The sequence below is a fragment of the Nocardioides sp. BP30 genome (assembly GCF_029873215.1).
In the GTDB taxonomy this organism is placed as follows: domain Bacteria; phylum Actinomycetota; class Actinomycetes; order Propionibacteriales; family Nocardioidaceae; genus Nocardioides.
Map to the genome: position 1 here is coordinate 3,927,264 of NZ_CP123620.1, position 15,155 is coordinate 3,942,418.

A 15,155-nucleotide genomic window follows, 5' to 3' on the forward strand; every position below is an offset into this window, starting at 1 on the left:
GGTGCCGACCCTCTTCGAGTTCCTCGCCGACAGCGGCTTCATCGACCGCGAGCGAGCTGCCCTGGTCAGCGAGCGCTGCCGCGACGCCGAGGTGCCGGTCTACCGCGACCCGATCAGCGGAGTGATCTTCCTCGACCCCGCGAAGGCCGGGCTCGACGAGCTCTACTACGCGAAGCGCGACTCCGGAGCTGTCGCGCACCCGCGCACCGAGACCGACGTCCTCGACGCCACCCGTCGCTCGGCGCTGCTCACGCCCCTGATCAGTGGGAGGCGCTGGGTCGACTTCGCCTGCGGCCCGGGCTACCAGCTGCGCGCCGATGCCCGGACCGCCGCCGCCCACCTCGGTGTGGAGCTCAACCAGGCCGACCTGGCGCTGCTGAGTGCCGATGGCTTCGCCGTCACTCCCGAGCTGAAGGACGTCGAGGACTTCCGCCCCGACGTGATCAGCATCTTCCACGCCATCGACCAGATCGACGAGGCGCCGGCCGTGCTGGCCGACCTCCACCGCGCGGCGGCGCCGGGTGGCGAGCTCGTCATCGAGGGCGTGCACGCCAACGACTGGCTGCTGACCAACGCTCCCGAGTCGTTCCTGCGCTTCACCTTCACCGCCGAGCACCTGGTGCTGCACACCCGTGCCTCGCTGCGCGCGCTGGTCGAGTCAGCGGGATGGCAGGTCACCGAGGTCGTCGGCGTCCAGCGCTACCCGCTGGGCAACCACCTCGCCTGGCTCGGCCAGGGCAGGCCGACCGGCATGCGCGCCCACCTGCACGACGCCACCGAGCTGGCGCTCCACGACGCCTACGCGGCCTTCCTCGCCGCCCGGGACCAGACCGACACCCTGGTCCTGCGGGCCCGCAAGCAGTGACGGCTCTCCGGACCCGGCGGGACCGCTAGAACCGCAGGCACACCGGATCGATCGGGTCGTCCCACAAGAACCCGTTCTTCCAGTGGTAGACCCCGCGCAGGGTGAAGCCCGAGAGGTCCGTCGCGTTCGTCTGCGGCATGCCGGCGTGCAGGAAGTACACGTCCTCGAGGTAGAACGACCGTGCCGTCAGCGAGCCCTGGTCGCGCAGGTACTGGAAGATCACGTCGAGGTTGAGCAGCGGGACCGCTGCGACCGGGTAGAACCGGCCGGTCGCATCGCGGGTGCCCCACGTCTGCAGGTCCGCCCCCTGGGAGGGGTACGTCTCCGCGACGTGGCGGGGGTCGACGCCCTCGAGGAGCCCGACGTAGTCGGCCTCCATGCGGAAGCACGCGACACCGAACGACCAGTGGTTCTGGTAGGTCTGGTAGAAGTCGAGCGAGGCGCTGTCGGCTCCGGTCTCCTCGACCCAGTCCTGGACGGCGAGCAGCCGTTCCCCGACGACCTCGGGCTCGGCGAGGAAGAGGGTGTCGTCCCCGTCGATGGCCCAGAAGGTCTGGTAGCCGCGCTCGGCCGCGTCCGCGAAGGTGGCCATCTGGGCGGCACCGGCGGGACGCCAGAACGGCGAGACCTTGTGGTGCACCCGCTCCCTGGATCCGGCGTCGGTGGGCACCACCGACGCCCCGGCGAGACTCTCGGGCAGCCAGGTGGCGAGGTCCTCGGGTCCCCAGTCGCAGAGGAGATGGACCTCGGCCCCGACGGCGTCCGCGAACGCTGCCCACCAGCGCATGCAGCGCTGCGACATTCTCGACCTGCGGTTGACCTTCAGGTAGATCGGAGCGAAGCGGCTCATGCCCGTCCCCCTGCGACGTCGGCACCGGCCGCGGCGAGCAGGACGGCGCCCACCTCGAGATCCACGTCGTCGGTGATCCTGATGTTGGCCGTGCTGCCCCGGACCGCACGCGGCTTCACTCCGGAGTACCGGCACAGGTGAGCGGGACTGGTCGAGTGCACGCCGACGGAGTCGTGGGCCCAGGTGTAGAGGTCCCAGACGACGCCGTACCGGAAGGTCTGCGGTGCCTTCAGCACGAGCATCTCGCCGTCGGTGGGGTGCACCTGGACCACCGCATCGCCGACGACCCGGGCCACGCCCTCGGTCGCGGGCCCCACGGTGACGGCGGCGGCGTGCTCGCGGGCGGCGGCGATGTTGGCGGTGATGAGCGCCTGGTCGATCAGCGGCCGAGCGGCGTCGTGGATCAGCACGACGTCGTCCTCGGCGGCGATGTCCTGCAGCGCGGCGAGACCGTCGTGGATCGCCTCGTCCGAGGCGACCGGCGCGACCACCGTGGTCACCGGGCCGTCGAGGTCGCCGTCCCGCAGCACCGCGGCGAGCCGGTCGGCAGCCGCCGGCGGGCAGGTGACCACGACCCTCACCACCTCGGGGTGCGCGAGCAGCTGCCGCACGGTCCGTACGACGACCGGCACGCCGCCGAGGTCCCGGAACACCACCGGCAGCCCTCCCCCGGCGTCCTCGAAGGCCGCACCGTCGGCGAACACCACCGCGTACACCGCGCTCATGCCAGCTCCCTCGTGATCGTGGCGACCAGCGACGCCTGGTCACCGCGACGATACTCAAGCTCGACCGCGTCGGGACTCAGCCCCATCGAGCGCAGACTGAAGTACTCGCGGAACGACGCCTTGTAGAAGCGTCCGTCGGCGTCGTAGAGCACGATCTTGCGACAGCTCGATCCGCTGATCACGTCGCACAGGCCGCTGCGCACGCCGACGAAGAAGCCGGCCCGGTCCATGAACGCGACCATCGACTCGAAGGGCACGGCGACGGCCACGGTGCCCCGGACCGGCTGCTCGTCACCCGCGCAGTTGGTGCACACGGTGAAGCCGCGCTCGGTCAGCGCCTGCGCGGCCTGCTCCCAGAAGGCCGGGTCCGGCCGCTCGAACAGCGTGTTCGCGTACGGCGCCAGCACCACCGTCCGGCCCGGCTCCAGGCCGTGCCGGCCCATCAGCTCCGTCACCGCGTCGGGGTCGGCGGCGCTCGCCGGGGAGGCATGCGGCACGCTCGCGTCGAGGCCGAAGACGAAGTGCCTGAACATCTTCTCGAAGTCCAGGCCCCGATAGCCCCGCAACCACTGCGTGCGCTCGGAGGGCCAGCCGTCGCTCGGCCAGCACCCGTCGTTGAGCACCACCACGTCGGTGCCGCGACCGTTGACGAACCGCGCGTAGCCGACGATGTCGTTGAGCACGGCCGGAGCCACCACGACGCTCGCGATGCCCGCCATCGCGGCGATGCGTGCGCACGCACGGTTGGGGACGGCGACGACGTGGTCGCCGATGCCGTTGCGCCGCACGTACTCGGCGAAGAACAGGCCGATCAGGTGAAGGTCGCCGGTGCCCTCGTAAGGGGCGACGAAGAGCGGCCCCGGCCGGCGACCCATCAGCCGACGGTAGGCACGGCGGCCGCGCCACAGCCGCCACACCCGGCTGCCGAACGCTCGCGCCGAGAGCCCCGCCGGGGGTGTCACGACCTGGACCTGCGGCTCGCCGGTGTAGCCCAGACCCGCGAGCTGGGCCAGCATCTCCTCGGCGAAGACCGCCGAGACGACGAGCACGACGAGGTGCGGGTCGGGGGGCAGCAGCACCGCGTCCGGGCGCTCGACGCTCACCCCCGCCCACGGCCGGCCGACCTTGTCCGGGCTGTTGTCGATCACAGCGTGGAGCGTGATGCCGGCACGGTCGAGCTCGTCCTTGACGTGCTCGGAGAGGAGGGAGGCGCCGAAGAGGACCACCTTGCGGCCCTCGAGCGCGCCGCCGGCCACCAGCCGGCGGGTACGTCGCCGAGCGTCCTCGACGTGACTAGCCATCGAGGGCCGCCTGCGCGGGCCAGCTGCGGATCATCAGCATGCACAGGCACAGCACGTCCTCGACCGTGACGCCGTGGACCCCGACGGCCGTGCGCAGGTCGGCGCCGTACGGGCGTCGCCAGGAGACCACCAGCAGCCGGACGCTGAAGGTGTAGAGCTCGGCCAGGGCGAGCAGGTCGTCGACCTGCCGCGCCGAGAGCTCGACGACGCCGAGGACGTGGGAGTCGTGGGGGCCACCGTCTCGGGCCGATCGGGCCACCTCGGCACGGTCGGTGAGCACGACCACCCCGGCCGCCCTGCGATCGTGGACGAGGTCCTCGACGTGGCGCAGCGCCAGCTCGTTGAGCTCGGCGTCGTCCTCGATCATCAGCAACGCGTAGGCGCCGGCGTCCAGCTGGTGGGAGCGGGACAGCCGGCGCCACAGGGCGCGGCCGCGCCAGGCACTGAGCAGACGCGCACCGATCCGGTCCCGGGTCACCGGCCCTCGTCCACGGCGATGGTCAGCGCGGGCGCGACGTCGCGCGGGGTGCTCACCGCCAGCGCCGTGACCAGACCGGACGGCTTGGCGTCGTTGACGACGATCCGCTCGCCGTACGGCGCCGCCAGGATGAGGTGGTCGTAGCGCACGCCGTGCTCGGCGAGGAACGCCTCGGTCTTCTCCCGGTGCTCCTCGGTCCGGGCGGTGACGATCACGACCAGGTCACCGGCGGGGATCTGGGCGAGGAACTCCGTGGCGCCGTCGAGCAGGGTGTCGGTGCCGTCGAGGAGGTGGCCGTTGTGCCGGACGAGGGTGCCGTCGAGGTCGATGAACCAGGTGTGCCCCAGCGGCGAGAGCACCAGCTCGCTGGACGAGCGATCCATCAGCGCGGTCCGGGGATGCGCGCGTTGTCCAACCGCACCCCGATGGCACCGCCCGGGTGGTTCAGGTGCAGCGTCTCGACGTTCACGCACAGGGTGGAGACCAGGTCCATCGCCAGCTGCTGGAGCACCAGCAGGTTCAGCACCGTCGAGTTGTTGGGCAGGATGTCCCACGCGTCGCCCTCGTGCTCCAGCTCGAGGATCAGCCGCTGCGGCACCTCGCGGTAGAGGGTGCTCGTGCGGCTGAAGGAGAGCAGCCAGGTCGAGCAGCGCCGGCCCTGCGCCTTGAGCAGGTCGACGAGGTGCACCGACTCGGAGGTCTCGCCGCTCTTGCTCAGCACCACGACGAGGTCGCCGTCGCGGACGATGCCCAGGTCGCCGTGCACGGCGGAATTGGTGTGCATGAACGCGGCCGGGATCCCGACGGAGTTGAGTGTGCCGACCACCTTCTCGCAGATCGGGACGTTCTTGCCCAGCCCGGAGAAGACCAGCTTGCCGCCGGCGGCGACGGTCGCCAGCGCGTCCGCCTTCATGCCCTCGTACTCGTCGTCGCGGACCGAGCGCAGCGCGTCGCCCAGCAGCCGGATGGTCTCGTCGAAGTGGTTCATGCCAGCGCCCCTTCCAGGTGGTACAGGCCGTTGTAGAAGGCTCCGCAGACCGAGTCGTAGTCCTGCCACGCGTAGGTGGTCAGCGAGAGCCAGATCACCGCGTGCAGCAGCTTGATCGTGCGCGGATCGGCGCCGCTGAGCGCGAAGAGCTCGTCCTCGAGCTCCTCCCAGCGGTTCGAGACGATGTCGAGGTCGACAGCGCTCTCGCCGATGCCGAGGCGGAACTCGCCCAGGTTGAATCGGTCGTAGTTGCCGACGACTGAGTAGTAGAGCTTGGCCCAGTCGTAGTTCGGGTCGCCGAAGAGCTTGGTGTGCCCGAAGTAGCCCCGCGGGTCGATCAGCACCGGCTCCGTACCGCCGCGCAGCATCAGGTTGGAGAACGTGCAGTCGCCGTGGATGAAGGAGAAGCGCTCGCACCGCAGGGCGTCCAGAGCCCGCTCGAGATCGCGCCGGTAGTAGTAGACGTTGCGGCACTCGCGGCCGTTGACGGTGATCGTGCGCCGGTCGGCGTGCGGCACCAGGTCACGGATCCGGCTGAGGCGGTTCATCGTCTTGGCGAAGTAGGCGTCCTTGACGCTGAAGGAGTCGGCCGGCATCGACCCGACCTCGTGCAGGCGGGTGAGCGCTCCGGTGAGGTCGGCGAGGATCCCGCGCTTGGCGTCGAGGGAGAGATCGCCGTACTCGTAGACGTTGCCGCCGTCGATCCGCTCCAGCACCAGCGGATCGGTGCCGTGGACCGCGGGGATGCCGGTCACGCCGTGCCCGGCGGCGTACTGGTACCAGGCCCGCTCGTCGGCGGCGAGCGCGCGGCCCTGCTCGTCGATCGCCTCCTTGATCACGCGGTCGACGGTGAGGGTCATCCGGTTGAAGGGGCGGACCTTCTGCTGCGGCAGTGCCCGGTACTCCGAGAGCAGCCCGAACTCGCGGGTCCCGGCCAGACCCAGCTCGGTGAAGGAGAACCCCTCCTGCTGCATCCAGCGGACCAGCTCGCCGCTGGCCGGGACCTCCTTGAGCGACGATGCGTCGCGGAAGACGAAGAGGCCGGCGACGCCGTGCTCGCGCGAGCGCTCCTCGACGAGCTCGCCCGCACGGTGGCTCCAGCGACACTCGAACGTCTGGGAGATGCCGATGTAGTCGCCGGGCTCGGCCGGGAGCTGGAAGGTGGCCGGCAGGATCAGGTCGGACCAGACCAGCATGAAGGGCACGTCGGCCGGAATGAGGTCGAGTGCCTGCCCCACGCCACCGCACGTGCCGCTGCCCTCCGCGTCGACGACCTGGTAGTCGACCTCCGCGAAGCTGGCGAGATACTCCCGAAGCACGTCGCGGTGGTAGTCGGCGATGATGACGAACTTCTTGTCCGGGAACTGCCGGAACAGGTGGAAGAGCATCGGCAGGTTCTCCACCGGGACCAGCGCCTTGGGCTTGTTCGCGGTGAGGTGCTCCAGGCGCGTGCCCTTGCCGCCCGCCTGGACGACGATGTAGTCCACCCCGGCCGAGGGGGCCGGGGCCTGTCGGGGCGTCGTCGCGGAGGTCACGACTCTCCCATCGGCAGGGACGGCCCAGGGCTTGAGTCCTATCAGGGTCAAGACCTTGACGAAGCGGGAGCCGCCGGCCCGGCCGGGGGCCGCTCAGGTGCGCAGCAGGCGCGCCGATGGACAGCGGTGGCCACCCTGTCTGCCGTGATCATCGCCCGCGACGAGTCCCGCTCGATCGTCCGCTGCCTGGACTCGCTGCGCGACCACGTCGACGAGGTCCTGCTGCTCGACACCGGGTCGACCGACGGCACCGTCGCGCTCGCCAGCGCACACGGGGCGCGGGTGGAGCACTTCACCTGGGTCGACGACTTCGCTGCGGCGCGCAACGCCGCTCTCGCCGCCGCCACCGGCGACTGGCGCCTGGTCGTCGACGCCGACGAGTGGCTGGCCGAGGGTGCCGAGGAGCTGTCCGCCCTCCGCGCCGGACGGCTGCCGAGCGCCGCCGGTGCGGTCGTCCAGCGCAACGACCAGACCAACGGCCAGCAGAGCACCGCGTGGCTGCCGCGGCTCCTGCCCCGCGGCGTGCGCTACGAGGGTCGGATCCATGAGCAGCCGGTTCTGAGCTCGCCGGCGGTCCGCACCGGGATCGTGCTGGGCCACGACGGCTACCTGCGCGAGCAGCTGGCGGTCAAGGCCGAGCGCAACCGGGCGCTGCTGGAGGCCGCGCTCGCCGCCGACCCGGCGGACGTCTACCTGCGCTACCAGCTCGGCAAGGACCACGAGGTCCACCGCCGCTATGTCGAGGCCGCGCAGCACTACGACCTCGCCTACGCCGCGACGCCGCTCGACGCGCCGTGGCGGCACGACCTGATCGTGCGCCACCTCTTCACCCTCAGCCAGGCCGGCCGCAGCGGCGACGCCCTCGACGTCGCCGACGCCGAGCTGCCGCGCTGGACCCACTCGGCAGACTTCTTCTTCGTGGTCGGCGACGTCCTGCTCACCCACGCCGCAGAGAATCCGGCACACGCGGCTCGGCTGCTGCCGCTGGCGGAGGACGCGTGGAGCAGGTGCCTCGAGCTCGGCGACACCCCGGACCTGCCCGGTGCCGTCGCCGGACGCGGATCGCACCTGGCCGCGCACAACCTCAAGGTGCTGCGCGGCGAGATCTGAGCGGGTCCGGCCTCACCGGCGGACGGCGGCGACCAGCTTCGCGGGCATCTGCGCCAGCGGCAGGATCTGGGTGGCCAGTCCGGCATGGGCGACCGCGCCGGGCATGCCCCAGACCACGGAGGTGGCCTCGTCCTGCACGTACACCGGCGCGCCCGCCTCGGCGAGCAGGCGCACGCCCTCGAGGCCGTCCTGGCCCATGCCGGTGAGGATCGCCGCGACGCAGCGCCCGCCGTACACCGCCGCCGCGGAGCGGAAGAGGACGTCGACGGCCGGACGGCAGAAGTTCTCCTGCGGCCCCTGGTCGAGGGAGACCTGCACGTGTCCGGCTCGGGTCTCGACCCGCATGTGCCAGTCACCCGGCGCGATCAGCACCTCACCGGCGGTCGGTACGTCGCCCACCGCCGCCTCGCGCACGCTCAGCGGCGAGAGCTTGTCGAGCCGCTGCGCCAGCATCGCGGTGAAGACCGGCGGCATGTGCTGCACCACCAGGACGGGTACGGCGAGGTTCGCTGGCAGCTGGGCCAGCACCGTTGCCAGCGCGTCGGGTCCACCGGTCGAGCAGCCGACGAGCAGCATCTCGGCGGGACCGGCCTGGCGCGGCGCAGGCCGGACGGGGGCGACCTCGCGCTGCCGCTCGACCCGCGGGGTCGGTGCCAGTCGGCGCATCCCCGCCAGAGCGCGGATCCGGGGCACGAGCTGGTCACGGACCGAGGCGAGGCCCTCCGCGACCGAGCCGGTGTTCGACGGCTTGGTGACGTAGTCGGAGGCGCCGCGCGACAGCGCCTCCAGGGTCGCCGCCGCACCCCGCTCGGTGAGCGTGGAGAACATGATGACCGGCAGCCGGGGGTGCCGGGCCCGGATCTCCGCGAGCGCGCCGAGGCCGTCGAGCCGCGGCATCTCCACATCCAGCGTCACCACGTCGGGGATGAGCTCGTCGACCTTCTCGATCGCGTCGACGCCGTCGCGGGCCATGCCGACCACCTCGATGTCGTCGGCCTCGGCCAACGCCGTCACGATGAGGCGACGCACGAGCGCCGAGTCGTCCACCACGAGCACTCGAATCACGCGGAGACCATCGGCCCTCCGACCAGGTGTCTGAGGCCTGCGGACGGCGGACGCGCGGCGGCCCTCAGCCAGGCTGCGGGACGGTGTGCGCGGACCTGACCGGCTTGGCGTAGACGAAGACGTTCGTGAGGTACTCGTGGCCGGTCCAGTCGCCGCAGGTGATCAGCACGAGCCTGTTCTTCGCGCGGTCCTGGCCGAAGAGCTGCCGCGCACGGGCGGAGACCTGCTGCTTGGAGAGGGTGAAGACCTTCGTCGCCACGTAGTGGTCCGTGCGCCGCTTGCGCACGATCTCGATCCGGGCACCCTTCTTCATGGTGCCGAGGTGGTCGAACTCGCCGCCGCCGGTGTGGACGGTGTGTCCGGCGATGATCGTCTGCCCCGTCGCCGACCCGGGCTTGGCGCTCGCGTCCCACCAGCCGACGTCGCGCGGGTTCGACGGCGGCGTCAGCACCCGCCGGCTGGACATCGCGATCGAGACGATCGGCGCATCGATGCCCAGGGAGTGGACCACGACGTGGTAGGTCGTCGGCTTGAAGGCCGTCGTCGTACCGCGGTCGGCGGGGGCTGCCTCGTCTCGATCGGGCGAGATGAGGAGGAAGAGGAACGCTGCCGCCAGGAGGGCGAGCACCGTCGCGACGGCGACGCTCCCCCACCGCACCCGGGTCCGCGCCGGCGGCGGGGACCCGGGCCCGGCGGGCGTGGGCTCGACCTCGGTCATCGAGGCGTCACTTCGTGAACAGGCGCCGACGGTGGACGAAGGCGGTACCGGCAGCGCCCGCGGCGATCAGGCCGCCGAGGCCGGCGACGAGCGCGGTGTGGCCGTGCTGGCCGCCGTCGCCGGAGAGGCCCGCGTCGACGGCGGTCGGTACGGCGGAGCCGTTGCGACCGGTGTCGCTGTCGCCGTCGGCGCTGCCCGCCGGGTGGGTCGAGGCCTGCGGGATGCTCACGGCTCGATCGGCGCCCGGACCGCAGGTCACCTCGCCCACCTGGCCGGAGACCAGGGAGCTGCCGGTGAACGCCGAGGCGGCCGGGAGCACCTGCAGGTCGAGCGCCGTGACGTCGATCTTGCGGCCGGCCTCCGAGCTGACCTGCTTGTTCAGCGTCACGTCGAGGACGTTCTGCTGCAGCGGCTGGAGCAGCGGCTGGAGCTGCTTGACGAGCTGGTCCACCACGGCACTCTGCAGCGTGTCGAGGGTGGTGCCGAGCGGGCCGACGAGCGGCTGCAGGGCCGATCCGAGGGCGGAGTTGTTCAACTCGGTCTTGAGGGCGCTGACCAGGGTCGCGCTGACCGTGTCCAGGTTGGTCAGCAGGTGGGTGTTCGGCGGCGGGTTGGCCGGCAGGTCCAGCACGGTGACCGTCTGGCCCGCGACGGTCGCCTTGATGGGCGTGTTGGCGCTTCCGCCCTGGCTGTCGACCAGGTGGGCGGTGCCCTGCGCGCTGGCCGGCGTGGCTGTGCAGGTGGCCTCGATCGCACTCACGGTGCCGCCGAGGGAGATGTTGAGCGGGGTGCTGGAGACCGCGCCGGTCACCGGCGCGACCAGCGCCGACTGCACGCTGGAGATCAGCGTGTTGAGACCGGAGAGCAGCGGGCTGCCGTACTGCGCCAGGGCCGCACCCAGGGCGCTGTTCGGGTCCAGCGCGACCGAGCCCAGGTTCAGGCTGCCGAGGGTGAGGGTCAGCGGCGCCCCGTCGATGTCGCAGGCGGTGGAGCCGGTGTGCACGATCCCGCCACCGGTGCCGGCGATGCCGGCGCAGGCGTACGACGTGCCGTCCGCGTTGGCGCCGGCGTCCTGCGGGGCCACACCGGCACCGAGGGCGTTGTTGCCGGGGAGGAGCCCGGCGATGGTCGGGATGGTGCTCGCGTCGTTCTTCGACTGGGTGGTGCCGTCGTTCGTGGCGGTGACGACCTGGGAGACGCCGGACTGGCCTGCGACCGTCAGGTGCAGCGACTGGGCGGTGGCCTGCGAGGCCGGGTCTGCAGCGAACGCGGGGGCGGAGGCGAGCGCGGCGAGCGACGCTGCACCGATCACGGCACCGGCACGAAGTCCGAGACGAGTCGTCTGCACGGAGGGGTCCTTCCCAAGCAAGTGATGCGCGGCAAGAGCGCGGGGGTACTGAGCGCAACGACTCGACACGACTTTGGTTAGGGGTAGAACCGGTAACAGTTCGGTGTCCACTGACCGACCAATTGCTCAGGCACCTGCACGGCCTGCCGATCCGGATCCCCGTGACCATGGCACCCGCGAGCTTCCAGCTGATCGCCGCCCTGGTGCTCCGCGAGACCTCGATCATCTACGAGCCCCGCAAGGAGTACCTGGTGGAGGCGCGGCTGCACCCCCTCGCCGCGCAGGCCGGATGTGCCAACGTCGACGCCTATGTGCAGATGCTCTCGGTCAACCCGGTCGAGCGACGCAAGGCGATCGACGCACTGACGATCAACGAGACCAGCTGGTTCCGGGACAACGCGCCGTACCAGGCCTTCACCGAGACCATGCTGCCGGCGCTGATCGCGGCCCGCACCGAGCGGCGTCGGCTGTCGATCTGGTCGGCGGCCTGCTCCAGCGGCCAGGAGGCCTACTCGATCGCGATGCTGCTCGACCAGCACCTGCCGGCCGGCTGGAGCGCCGACATCCTCGCCACCGACGTGTCCACGGCGATGCTCACCCGCGTGGAGAACGGCCGCTACAGCCAGGTCGAGATGAACCGCGGCCTCCCGGCCACCAGCCTGGTGAAGTACTTCACCCGGGCCGGCAGCGAGTGGGAGATCGTGCCCGCGCTGCGCAAGATGGTGCGCACGCGTCACCTCAACCTGGCCGAGCCGTTCGGTGCGATCGGCACCTTCGACCTCGTGCTGCTGCGCAACGTCCTCATCTACTTCGACCAGCCCACCAAGCACGGCATCCTGCGCCGCATGCACCAGCACGTGGCTCCGGACGGCTACCTGCTGCTCGGCTCCTCGGAGACCACCCTCGACCTGCCCGCCGACCTCCACGCGATGTGGGACCGCGAGCAGATCGGCCGTGTCCAGGCCCACCGCCCGGCCGGGGCCGTGAGCGTTCCGCGACCGTTCTCACCCGCCATCTCGGCCGCCCTGACAGGAGTTCGACCATGACCCAGAGCCCGGTGACGCAGCGCGCCATGATCATCGACGACTCCAGGGCGATGCGCAGCATCCTGCGTCGCATCATCCAGAGCCTCGACTTCGAGACCGCCGAGGCCGGGCACGGCCAGGAGGCGCTCGACCAGATGGAGGGCGGGTTCGCGCCGGACCTGTGCCTCATCGACTGGAACATGCCCGTGATGGACGGCTACACGTTCATCACCGAAGTCCGCAAGCGACCCGAGTGGCGCAACATCACGCTGATGATGGTGACCACCGAGTCCGAGCAGGGCCAGATCGTCAAGGCGCTCGCCGCCGGAGCACACGAGTACGTGATCAAGCCGTTCACACCCGACGCGATCGTCGAGAAGCTCGAACTGCTCGGTCTCGTCAGCAAGGGAGTCCCCGCATGACCATCACCCAGCCCAGCGGCCCCGAGCTGGCCGACGTACACGCGATCACCGAGCAGGTGTGGAGCAGCTTCCTCGGAGACGAGGAGCCGCTGCTGCCGCGTTTCGACGCCGAGCCCTTCTTCCCGGCCGAGACGGTGTGGTCGGCGGCGGTCAGCGTGCACGGCGGCTGGACCGGCACCGTCACCGTCGAGCTCTCCTCGGGCGTGGCGCAGTCCCTGACCCGACTGATGCTGGCGATGGAGGACGAGCCCCTGGACGACGCCGATGTCGCCGACGCGGTCGGCGAGCTGGTGAACATGGTCGGCGGCAACGTCAAGAGCCTCATGCCGGGCCCCTCGGCGCTCACCCTTCCGGTCGTCGCGGCCGGCCGTGCCGCTCACAGCAGTGAGCTGACGGAGGTGGCGCGCTTCGACGCGTCGTGGCACGGCGAGCCCGTCCGCGTCAGCGTCCACGCACCTCAGTCCTGACCAATCTCAGCTAGAAGGTCATTCCCCATGTCGAAGATCCTCGTCGCCGACGACAGCAAGGTCATGCGCCAGATCGTGGTGCGCACCCTCCGCCAGGCGGGCTACTCCGGGCACGACGTCATCGAGGCCGAGAACGGCCGCGTGTGCCTGGAGAAGGCGCTGGCCGAGTCACCGGACCTCATCCTGTCGGACTGGAACATGCCGGAGATGAACGGCATCGACTGCCTCAGCGCCCTGCGCAGCGGCGGCAACCAGACGCCGTTCGGCTTCGTCACCTCCGAGGGCTCCGAGGAGATGCGCACCCGTGCCGCCTCGGCCGGGGCGCTGTTCCTGATCGCGAAGCCGTTCACCGCCGAGACCTTCCAGGAGCACCTGGGCGGCATCCTCTGATGCCCACCCACCTGCCCGTCCCCAAGCAGATCCGGGACCTGTTCGGTGACCTGCTCGACCGTGAGATCACCCTCACGCCGTCCGCGCCGCAGGCTCCGGGCCCGAAGACGCCGACGACGATCGCCACCTACGTCGACGACTATCTGCGGATCAGCGCGCTGATGATCTGCGACCTCGAGCTGTCGGCCTACGCCGGCGCCGCGCTCGGTCTCGTCCCGGTGGCCGGTGCGGAGACGGCGATCGAGGAGGGCGCGCTCAGCGAGGTGCTCAAGGAGAACCTCTACGAGGTGCTCAACATCGCCGCCTCGATGTTCAACGCTCCCGGCGCCGAGCACCTGCGGCTGCACGAGGTGCACGCCGCCGGTCAGCCGCTGCCGCCGCAGGTGTGGTCGATGGCGCTCACCCTCGGCCGACGCGAGGACTTCCACATCGACATCGCCGGGTACGGCGCCGGGCACGTCTCGGTGGTGCTCGTGGCCTGAGCGCCCCTCACCCTGCCCGGGAACTGGCAGCGAAGCGCACCTCCGCCCTCGGGCGGGCGCTCCGCTGCCAGTTTCTGGCATTTCACCCACGGCGCACTCAGGTCCTCTGTGGGGCGGCCGAAGGACTAGGCGAGCAAGGACAGCTCAGCCCCCGCCGACGGATCGGCATCGTTTCCTGCAGTACTCCCCCGACTGGAGGCTCCAGTGTCCTTCGCCGTATCCGACGCTGTCAGCGAGGTGCTCCACACCGCGCTCAACGGCCTCACGATGCGCCAGAACGTCACGGCCAACAACATCGCGAACATCGACACCCCTAACTTCCGGGCGTCGAGCATCGACTTCGAGACCTCGCTGCGTGAGGCCATCGACTCCGGCCAGGTGACGGACAACGCGACGCCCTCGATCGACGTCACGACGACGCCGACCGACACGCCCGTGGGTGCCAACAACAACAACGTCGACCTCCGCAAGGAGGAGGTGGCGATGATCCAGACCCAGTACCAGTACCAGGTGCTCGGCCAGGCGATCAGCAACCACTACCAGCTCATGCAGAGCGCGGCGGTGATGTGACGTGAGCGGCGCCTTCAACCTCCTGCGGGTGGCCGACGAGTCGATGGGTGCGCACCAGACCTGGATGGACGCCGTCGGCAACAACATCGCCAACGTGAACACCTACGAGCCGACCAGCGGCAACGCGTTCCAGGCGCAGTACCCGATCTTCCAGGCGGACCCTTCGGGCGGCGTCCGCATCGCCGGTGTCGCCGAGGGCGACCCGCAGGGCCGCGAGGTCTCGATGCCCGACAGCCCGCTCGCGGATGCCAACGGCTACGTGCGCGCCCCCGACATCGACATGTCCAGCGAGATGGGCCAGTTGATCATGGCCCAGCGCGGCTACGAGGCCTCGGTGCAGGTCACCAAGTCGGCCCAGGACATCTACACCGCTGCCCTCTCGATCGGACAGAAGTGATCTCATGACCGTCTCCGGAATCGAAGCGATCGGCGCTGCCCTGCCGGCGATGCCCGCCATGCCCACCACCGGCACGACCGACGCCGCGGGCATCACCGGCGGCCTCACCGGTACGGCGAGCAGCGCCGCGGCCGGCGCCGTCTCCGGCGCGACCGACACCACCGCCGCCACCGGCGCCCAGAGCGCCAACGGCGTCGAGTTCGGCAACCTGCTCTCCGACGGCATCGACCGTCTCCAGGGCCTGCAGAACACCAGCGACAACCTGTCGGTGCAGGCGGCGACCGGCGACTCGACCGCCATCCACGACTACACGATCGCAGCCGCCGAGGCCTCGACCGCGACCCAGCTCGCCGTCTCCCTGCGCAACACCGGCCTCCAGGCGTTCAACTCGATCATGAACATGCAGCTCTGAGGCTGAG

Annotated in this window: 20 protein-coding genes; 10 read left to right on the top strand and 10 right to left on the bottom strand. The window is 70.7% G+C overall.

The annotated features are described in order from the left end of the window. The first annotated feature begins 1 nt into the window (after position 1). Positions 2 to 865 (top strand): methyltransferase domain-containing protein, encoded by an 864-nt coding sequence (locus tag P5P86_RS18420; RefSeq protein ID WP_280608901.1) that lies wholly within the window; start codon positions 2 to 4, stop codon positions 863 to 865. A gap of 25 nt (positions 866 to 890) precedes the next feature. Here P5P86_RS18420 and P5P86_RS18425 read toward each other — a convergent pair whose 3' ends face one another. The 7 genes from P5P86_RS18425 to P5P86_RS18455 are packed head-to-tail and all read right to left on the bottom strand — an operon-like array spanning position 891 to position 6,742. Beyond that, complete coding sequence (locus tag P5P86_RS18425) at positions 891 to 1,715, bottom strand: hypothetical protein (protein ID WP_280608902.1); 825 nt, start codon at positions 1,713 to 1,715, stop codon at positions 891 to 893. Continuing rightward, positions 1,712 to 2,440: an IspD/TarI family cytidylyltransferase gene (locus P5P86_RS18430; RefSeq protein ID WP_280608903.1), complete on the bottom strand. Its 729-nt coding sequence runs from the start codon at positions 2,438 to 2,440 to the stop codon at positions 1,712 to 1,714. The genes P5P86_RS18425 and P5P86_RS18430 overlap by 4 nt, the downstream gene beginning before the upstream one ends. Then, positions 2,437 to 3,741, bottom strand: coding sequence for a hypothetical protein (locus tag P5P86_RS18435; RefSeq protein ID WP_280608904.1), 1,305 nt, complete (start codon positions 3,739 to 3,741; stop codon positions 2,437 to 2,439). The genes P5P86_RS18430 and P5P86_RS18435 overlap by 4 nt, the downstream gene beginning before the upstream one ends. Then, a complete protein-coding gene (locus tag P5P86_RS18440; RefSeq protein ID WP_280608905.1) occupies positions 3,734 to 4,219 on the bottom strand; it encodes a hypothetical protein in 486 nt (161 codons plus the stop codon). Before P5P86_RS18440 ends, P5P86_RS18435 begins: the two co-directional genes overlap by 8 nt. Next, positions 4,216 to 4,602, bottom strand: a complete 387-nt coding sequence (locus P5P86_RS18445) for a hypothetical protein (protein ID WP_280608906.1) — start codon at positions 4,600 to 4,602, stop codon at positions 4,216 to 4,218. Before P5P86_RS18445 ends, P5P86_RS18440 begins: the two co-directional genes overlap by 4 nt. After that, positions 4,602 to 5,207 carry an SIS domain-containing protein gene (locus P5P86_RS18450; protein WP_280608907.1) on the bottom strand — a complete coding sequence of 202 codons (606 nt, stop codon included), beginning with the start codon at positions 5,205 to 5,207 and terminating at the stop codon, positions 4,602 to 4,604. Before P5P86_RS18450 ends, P5P86_RS18445 begins: the two co-directional genes overlap by 1 nt. After that, the gene (locus P5P86_RS18455) at positions 5,204 to 6,742 is read right to left on the bottom strand and encodes a phosphotransferase (RefSeq protein ID WP_280608908.1); all 1,539 of its coding nucleotides are present in this window, start codon (positions 6,740 to 6,742) and stop codon (positions 5,204 to 5,206) included. The genes P5P86_RS18450 and P5P86_RS18455 overlap by 4 nt, the downstream gene beginning before the upstream one ends. Positions 6,743 to 6,886: 144 nt before the next feature. On the opposite strand from P5P86_RS18455, the gene P5P86_RS18460 reads away from it, so the two are divergent. Beyond that, positions 6,887 to 7,852 (top strand): glycosyltransferase, encoded by a 966-nt coding sequence (locus P5P86_RS18460; protein WP_280608909.1) that lies wholly within the window; start codon positions 6,887 to 6,889, stop codon positions 7,850 to 7,852. A 12-nt stretch (positions 7,853 to 7,864) separates the two neighbouring features. On the opposite strand, the gene P5P86_RS18465 is transcribed toward P5P86_RS18460, so the two are convergent. The 3 genes from P5P86_RS18465 to P5P86_RS18475 all read right to left on the bottom strand — a co-directional run bounded on the left by P5P86_RS18465 (position 7,865) and on the right by P5P86_RS18475 (position 10,983). Further along, positions 7,865 to 8,917 (bottom strand): protein-glutamate methylesterase/protein-glutamine glutaminase, encoded by a 1,053-nt coding sequence (locus tag P5P86_RS18465; RefSeq protein ID WP_280608910.1) that lies wholly within the window; start codon positions 8,915 to 8,917, stop codon positions 7,865 to 7,867. 64 nt (positions 8,918 to 8,981) lie between these two features. Then, the gene (locus P5P86_RS18470; protein WP_280608911.1) at positions 8,982 to 9,635 is read right to left on the bottom strand and encodes a class F sortase; all 654 of its coding nucleotides are present in this window, start codon (positions 9,633 to 9,635) and stop codon (positions 8,982 to 8,984) included. Positions 9,636 to 9,642: 7 nt separating this feature from the next. Further along, positions 9,643 to 10,983: a hypothetical protein gene (locus tag P5P86_RS18475; protein WP_280608912.1), complete on the bottom strand. Its 1,341-nt coding sequence runs from the start codon at positions 10,981 to 10,983 to the stop codon at positions 9,643 to 9,645. A gap of 167 nt (positions 10,984 to 11,150) precedes the next feature. Between P5P86_RS18475 and P5P86_RS18480 the strand changes: the two genes are divergently transcribed. The 8 genes from P5P86_RS18480 to fliE all read left to right on the top strand — a co-directional run bounded on the left by P5P86_RS18480 (position 11,151) and on the right by fliE (position 15,148). After that, positions 11,151 to 12,029: a CheR family methyltransferase gene (locus P5P86_RS18480; protein ID WP_280611288.1), complete on the top strand. Its 879-nt coding sequence runs from the start codon at positions 11,151 to 11,153 to the stop codon at positions 12,027 to 12,029. Beyond that, positions 12,026 to 12,430: a response regulator gene (locus P5P86_RS18485; protein ID WP_280608913.1), complete on the top strand. Its 405-nt coding sequence runs from the start codon at positions 12,026 to 12,028 to the stop codon at positions 12,428 to 12,430. Before P5P86_RS18480 ends, P5P86_RS18485 begins: the two co-directional genes overlap by 4 nt. Further along, complete coding sequence (locus P5P86_RS18490; protein WP_280608914.1) at positions 12,427 to 12,897, top strand: chemotaxis protein CheX; 471 nt, start codon at positions 12,427 to 12,429, stop codon at positions 12,895 to 12,897. The genes P5P86_RS18485 and P5P86_RS18490 overlap by 4 nt, the downstream gene beginning before the upstream one ends. A 27-nt stretch (positions 12,898 to 12,924) precedes the next feature. After that, positions 12,925 to 13,287, top strand: coding sequence for a response regulator (locus tag P5P86_RS18495; RefSeq protein WP_280608915.1), 363 nt, complete (start codon positions 12,925 to 12,927; stop codon positions 13,285 to 13,287). Next, positions 13,287 to 13,769, top strand: a complete 483-nt coding sequence (locus P5P86_RS18500; protein ID WP_280608916.1) for a hypothetical protein — start codon at positions 13,287 to 13,289, stop codon at positions 13,767 to 13,769. The genes P5P86_RS18495 and P5P86_RS18500 overlap by 1 nt, the downstream gene beginning before the upstream one ends. Positions 13,770 to 13,973: 204 nt before the next feature. Next, complete coding sequence (flgB, locus tag P5P86_RS18505) at positions 13,974 to 14,339, top strand: flagellar basal body rod protein FlgB (RefSeq protein ID WP_280608917.1); 366 nt, start codon at positions 13,974 to 13,976, stop codon at positions 14,337 to 14,339. A gap of 1 nt (position 14,340) precedes the next feature. Then, a complete protein-coding gene (locus P5P86_RS18510; protein WP_280608918.1) occupies positions 14,341 to 14,736 on the top strand; it encodes a flagellar basal body rod protein FlgC in 396 nt (131 codons plus the stop codon). 4 nt (positions 14,737 to 14,740) lie between these two features. Then, positions 14,741 to 15,148 (top strand): flagellar hook-basal body complex protein FliE, encoded by a 408-nt coding sequence (gene fliE, locus P5P86_RS18515; protein ID WP_280608919.1) that lies wholly within the window; start codon positions 14,741 to 14,743, stop codon positions 15,146 to 15,148. Positions 15,149 to 15,155: the final 7 nt, after the last annotated feature.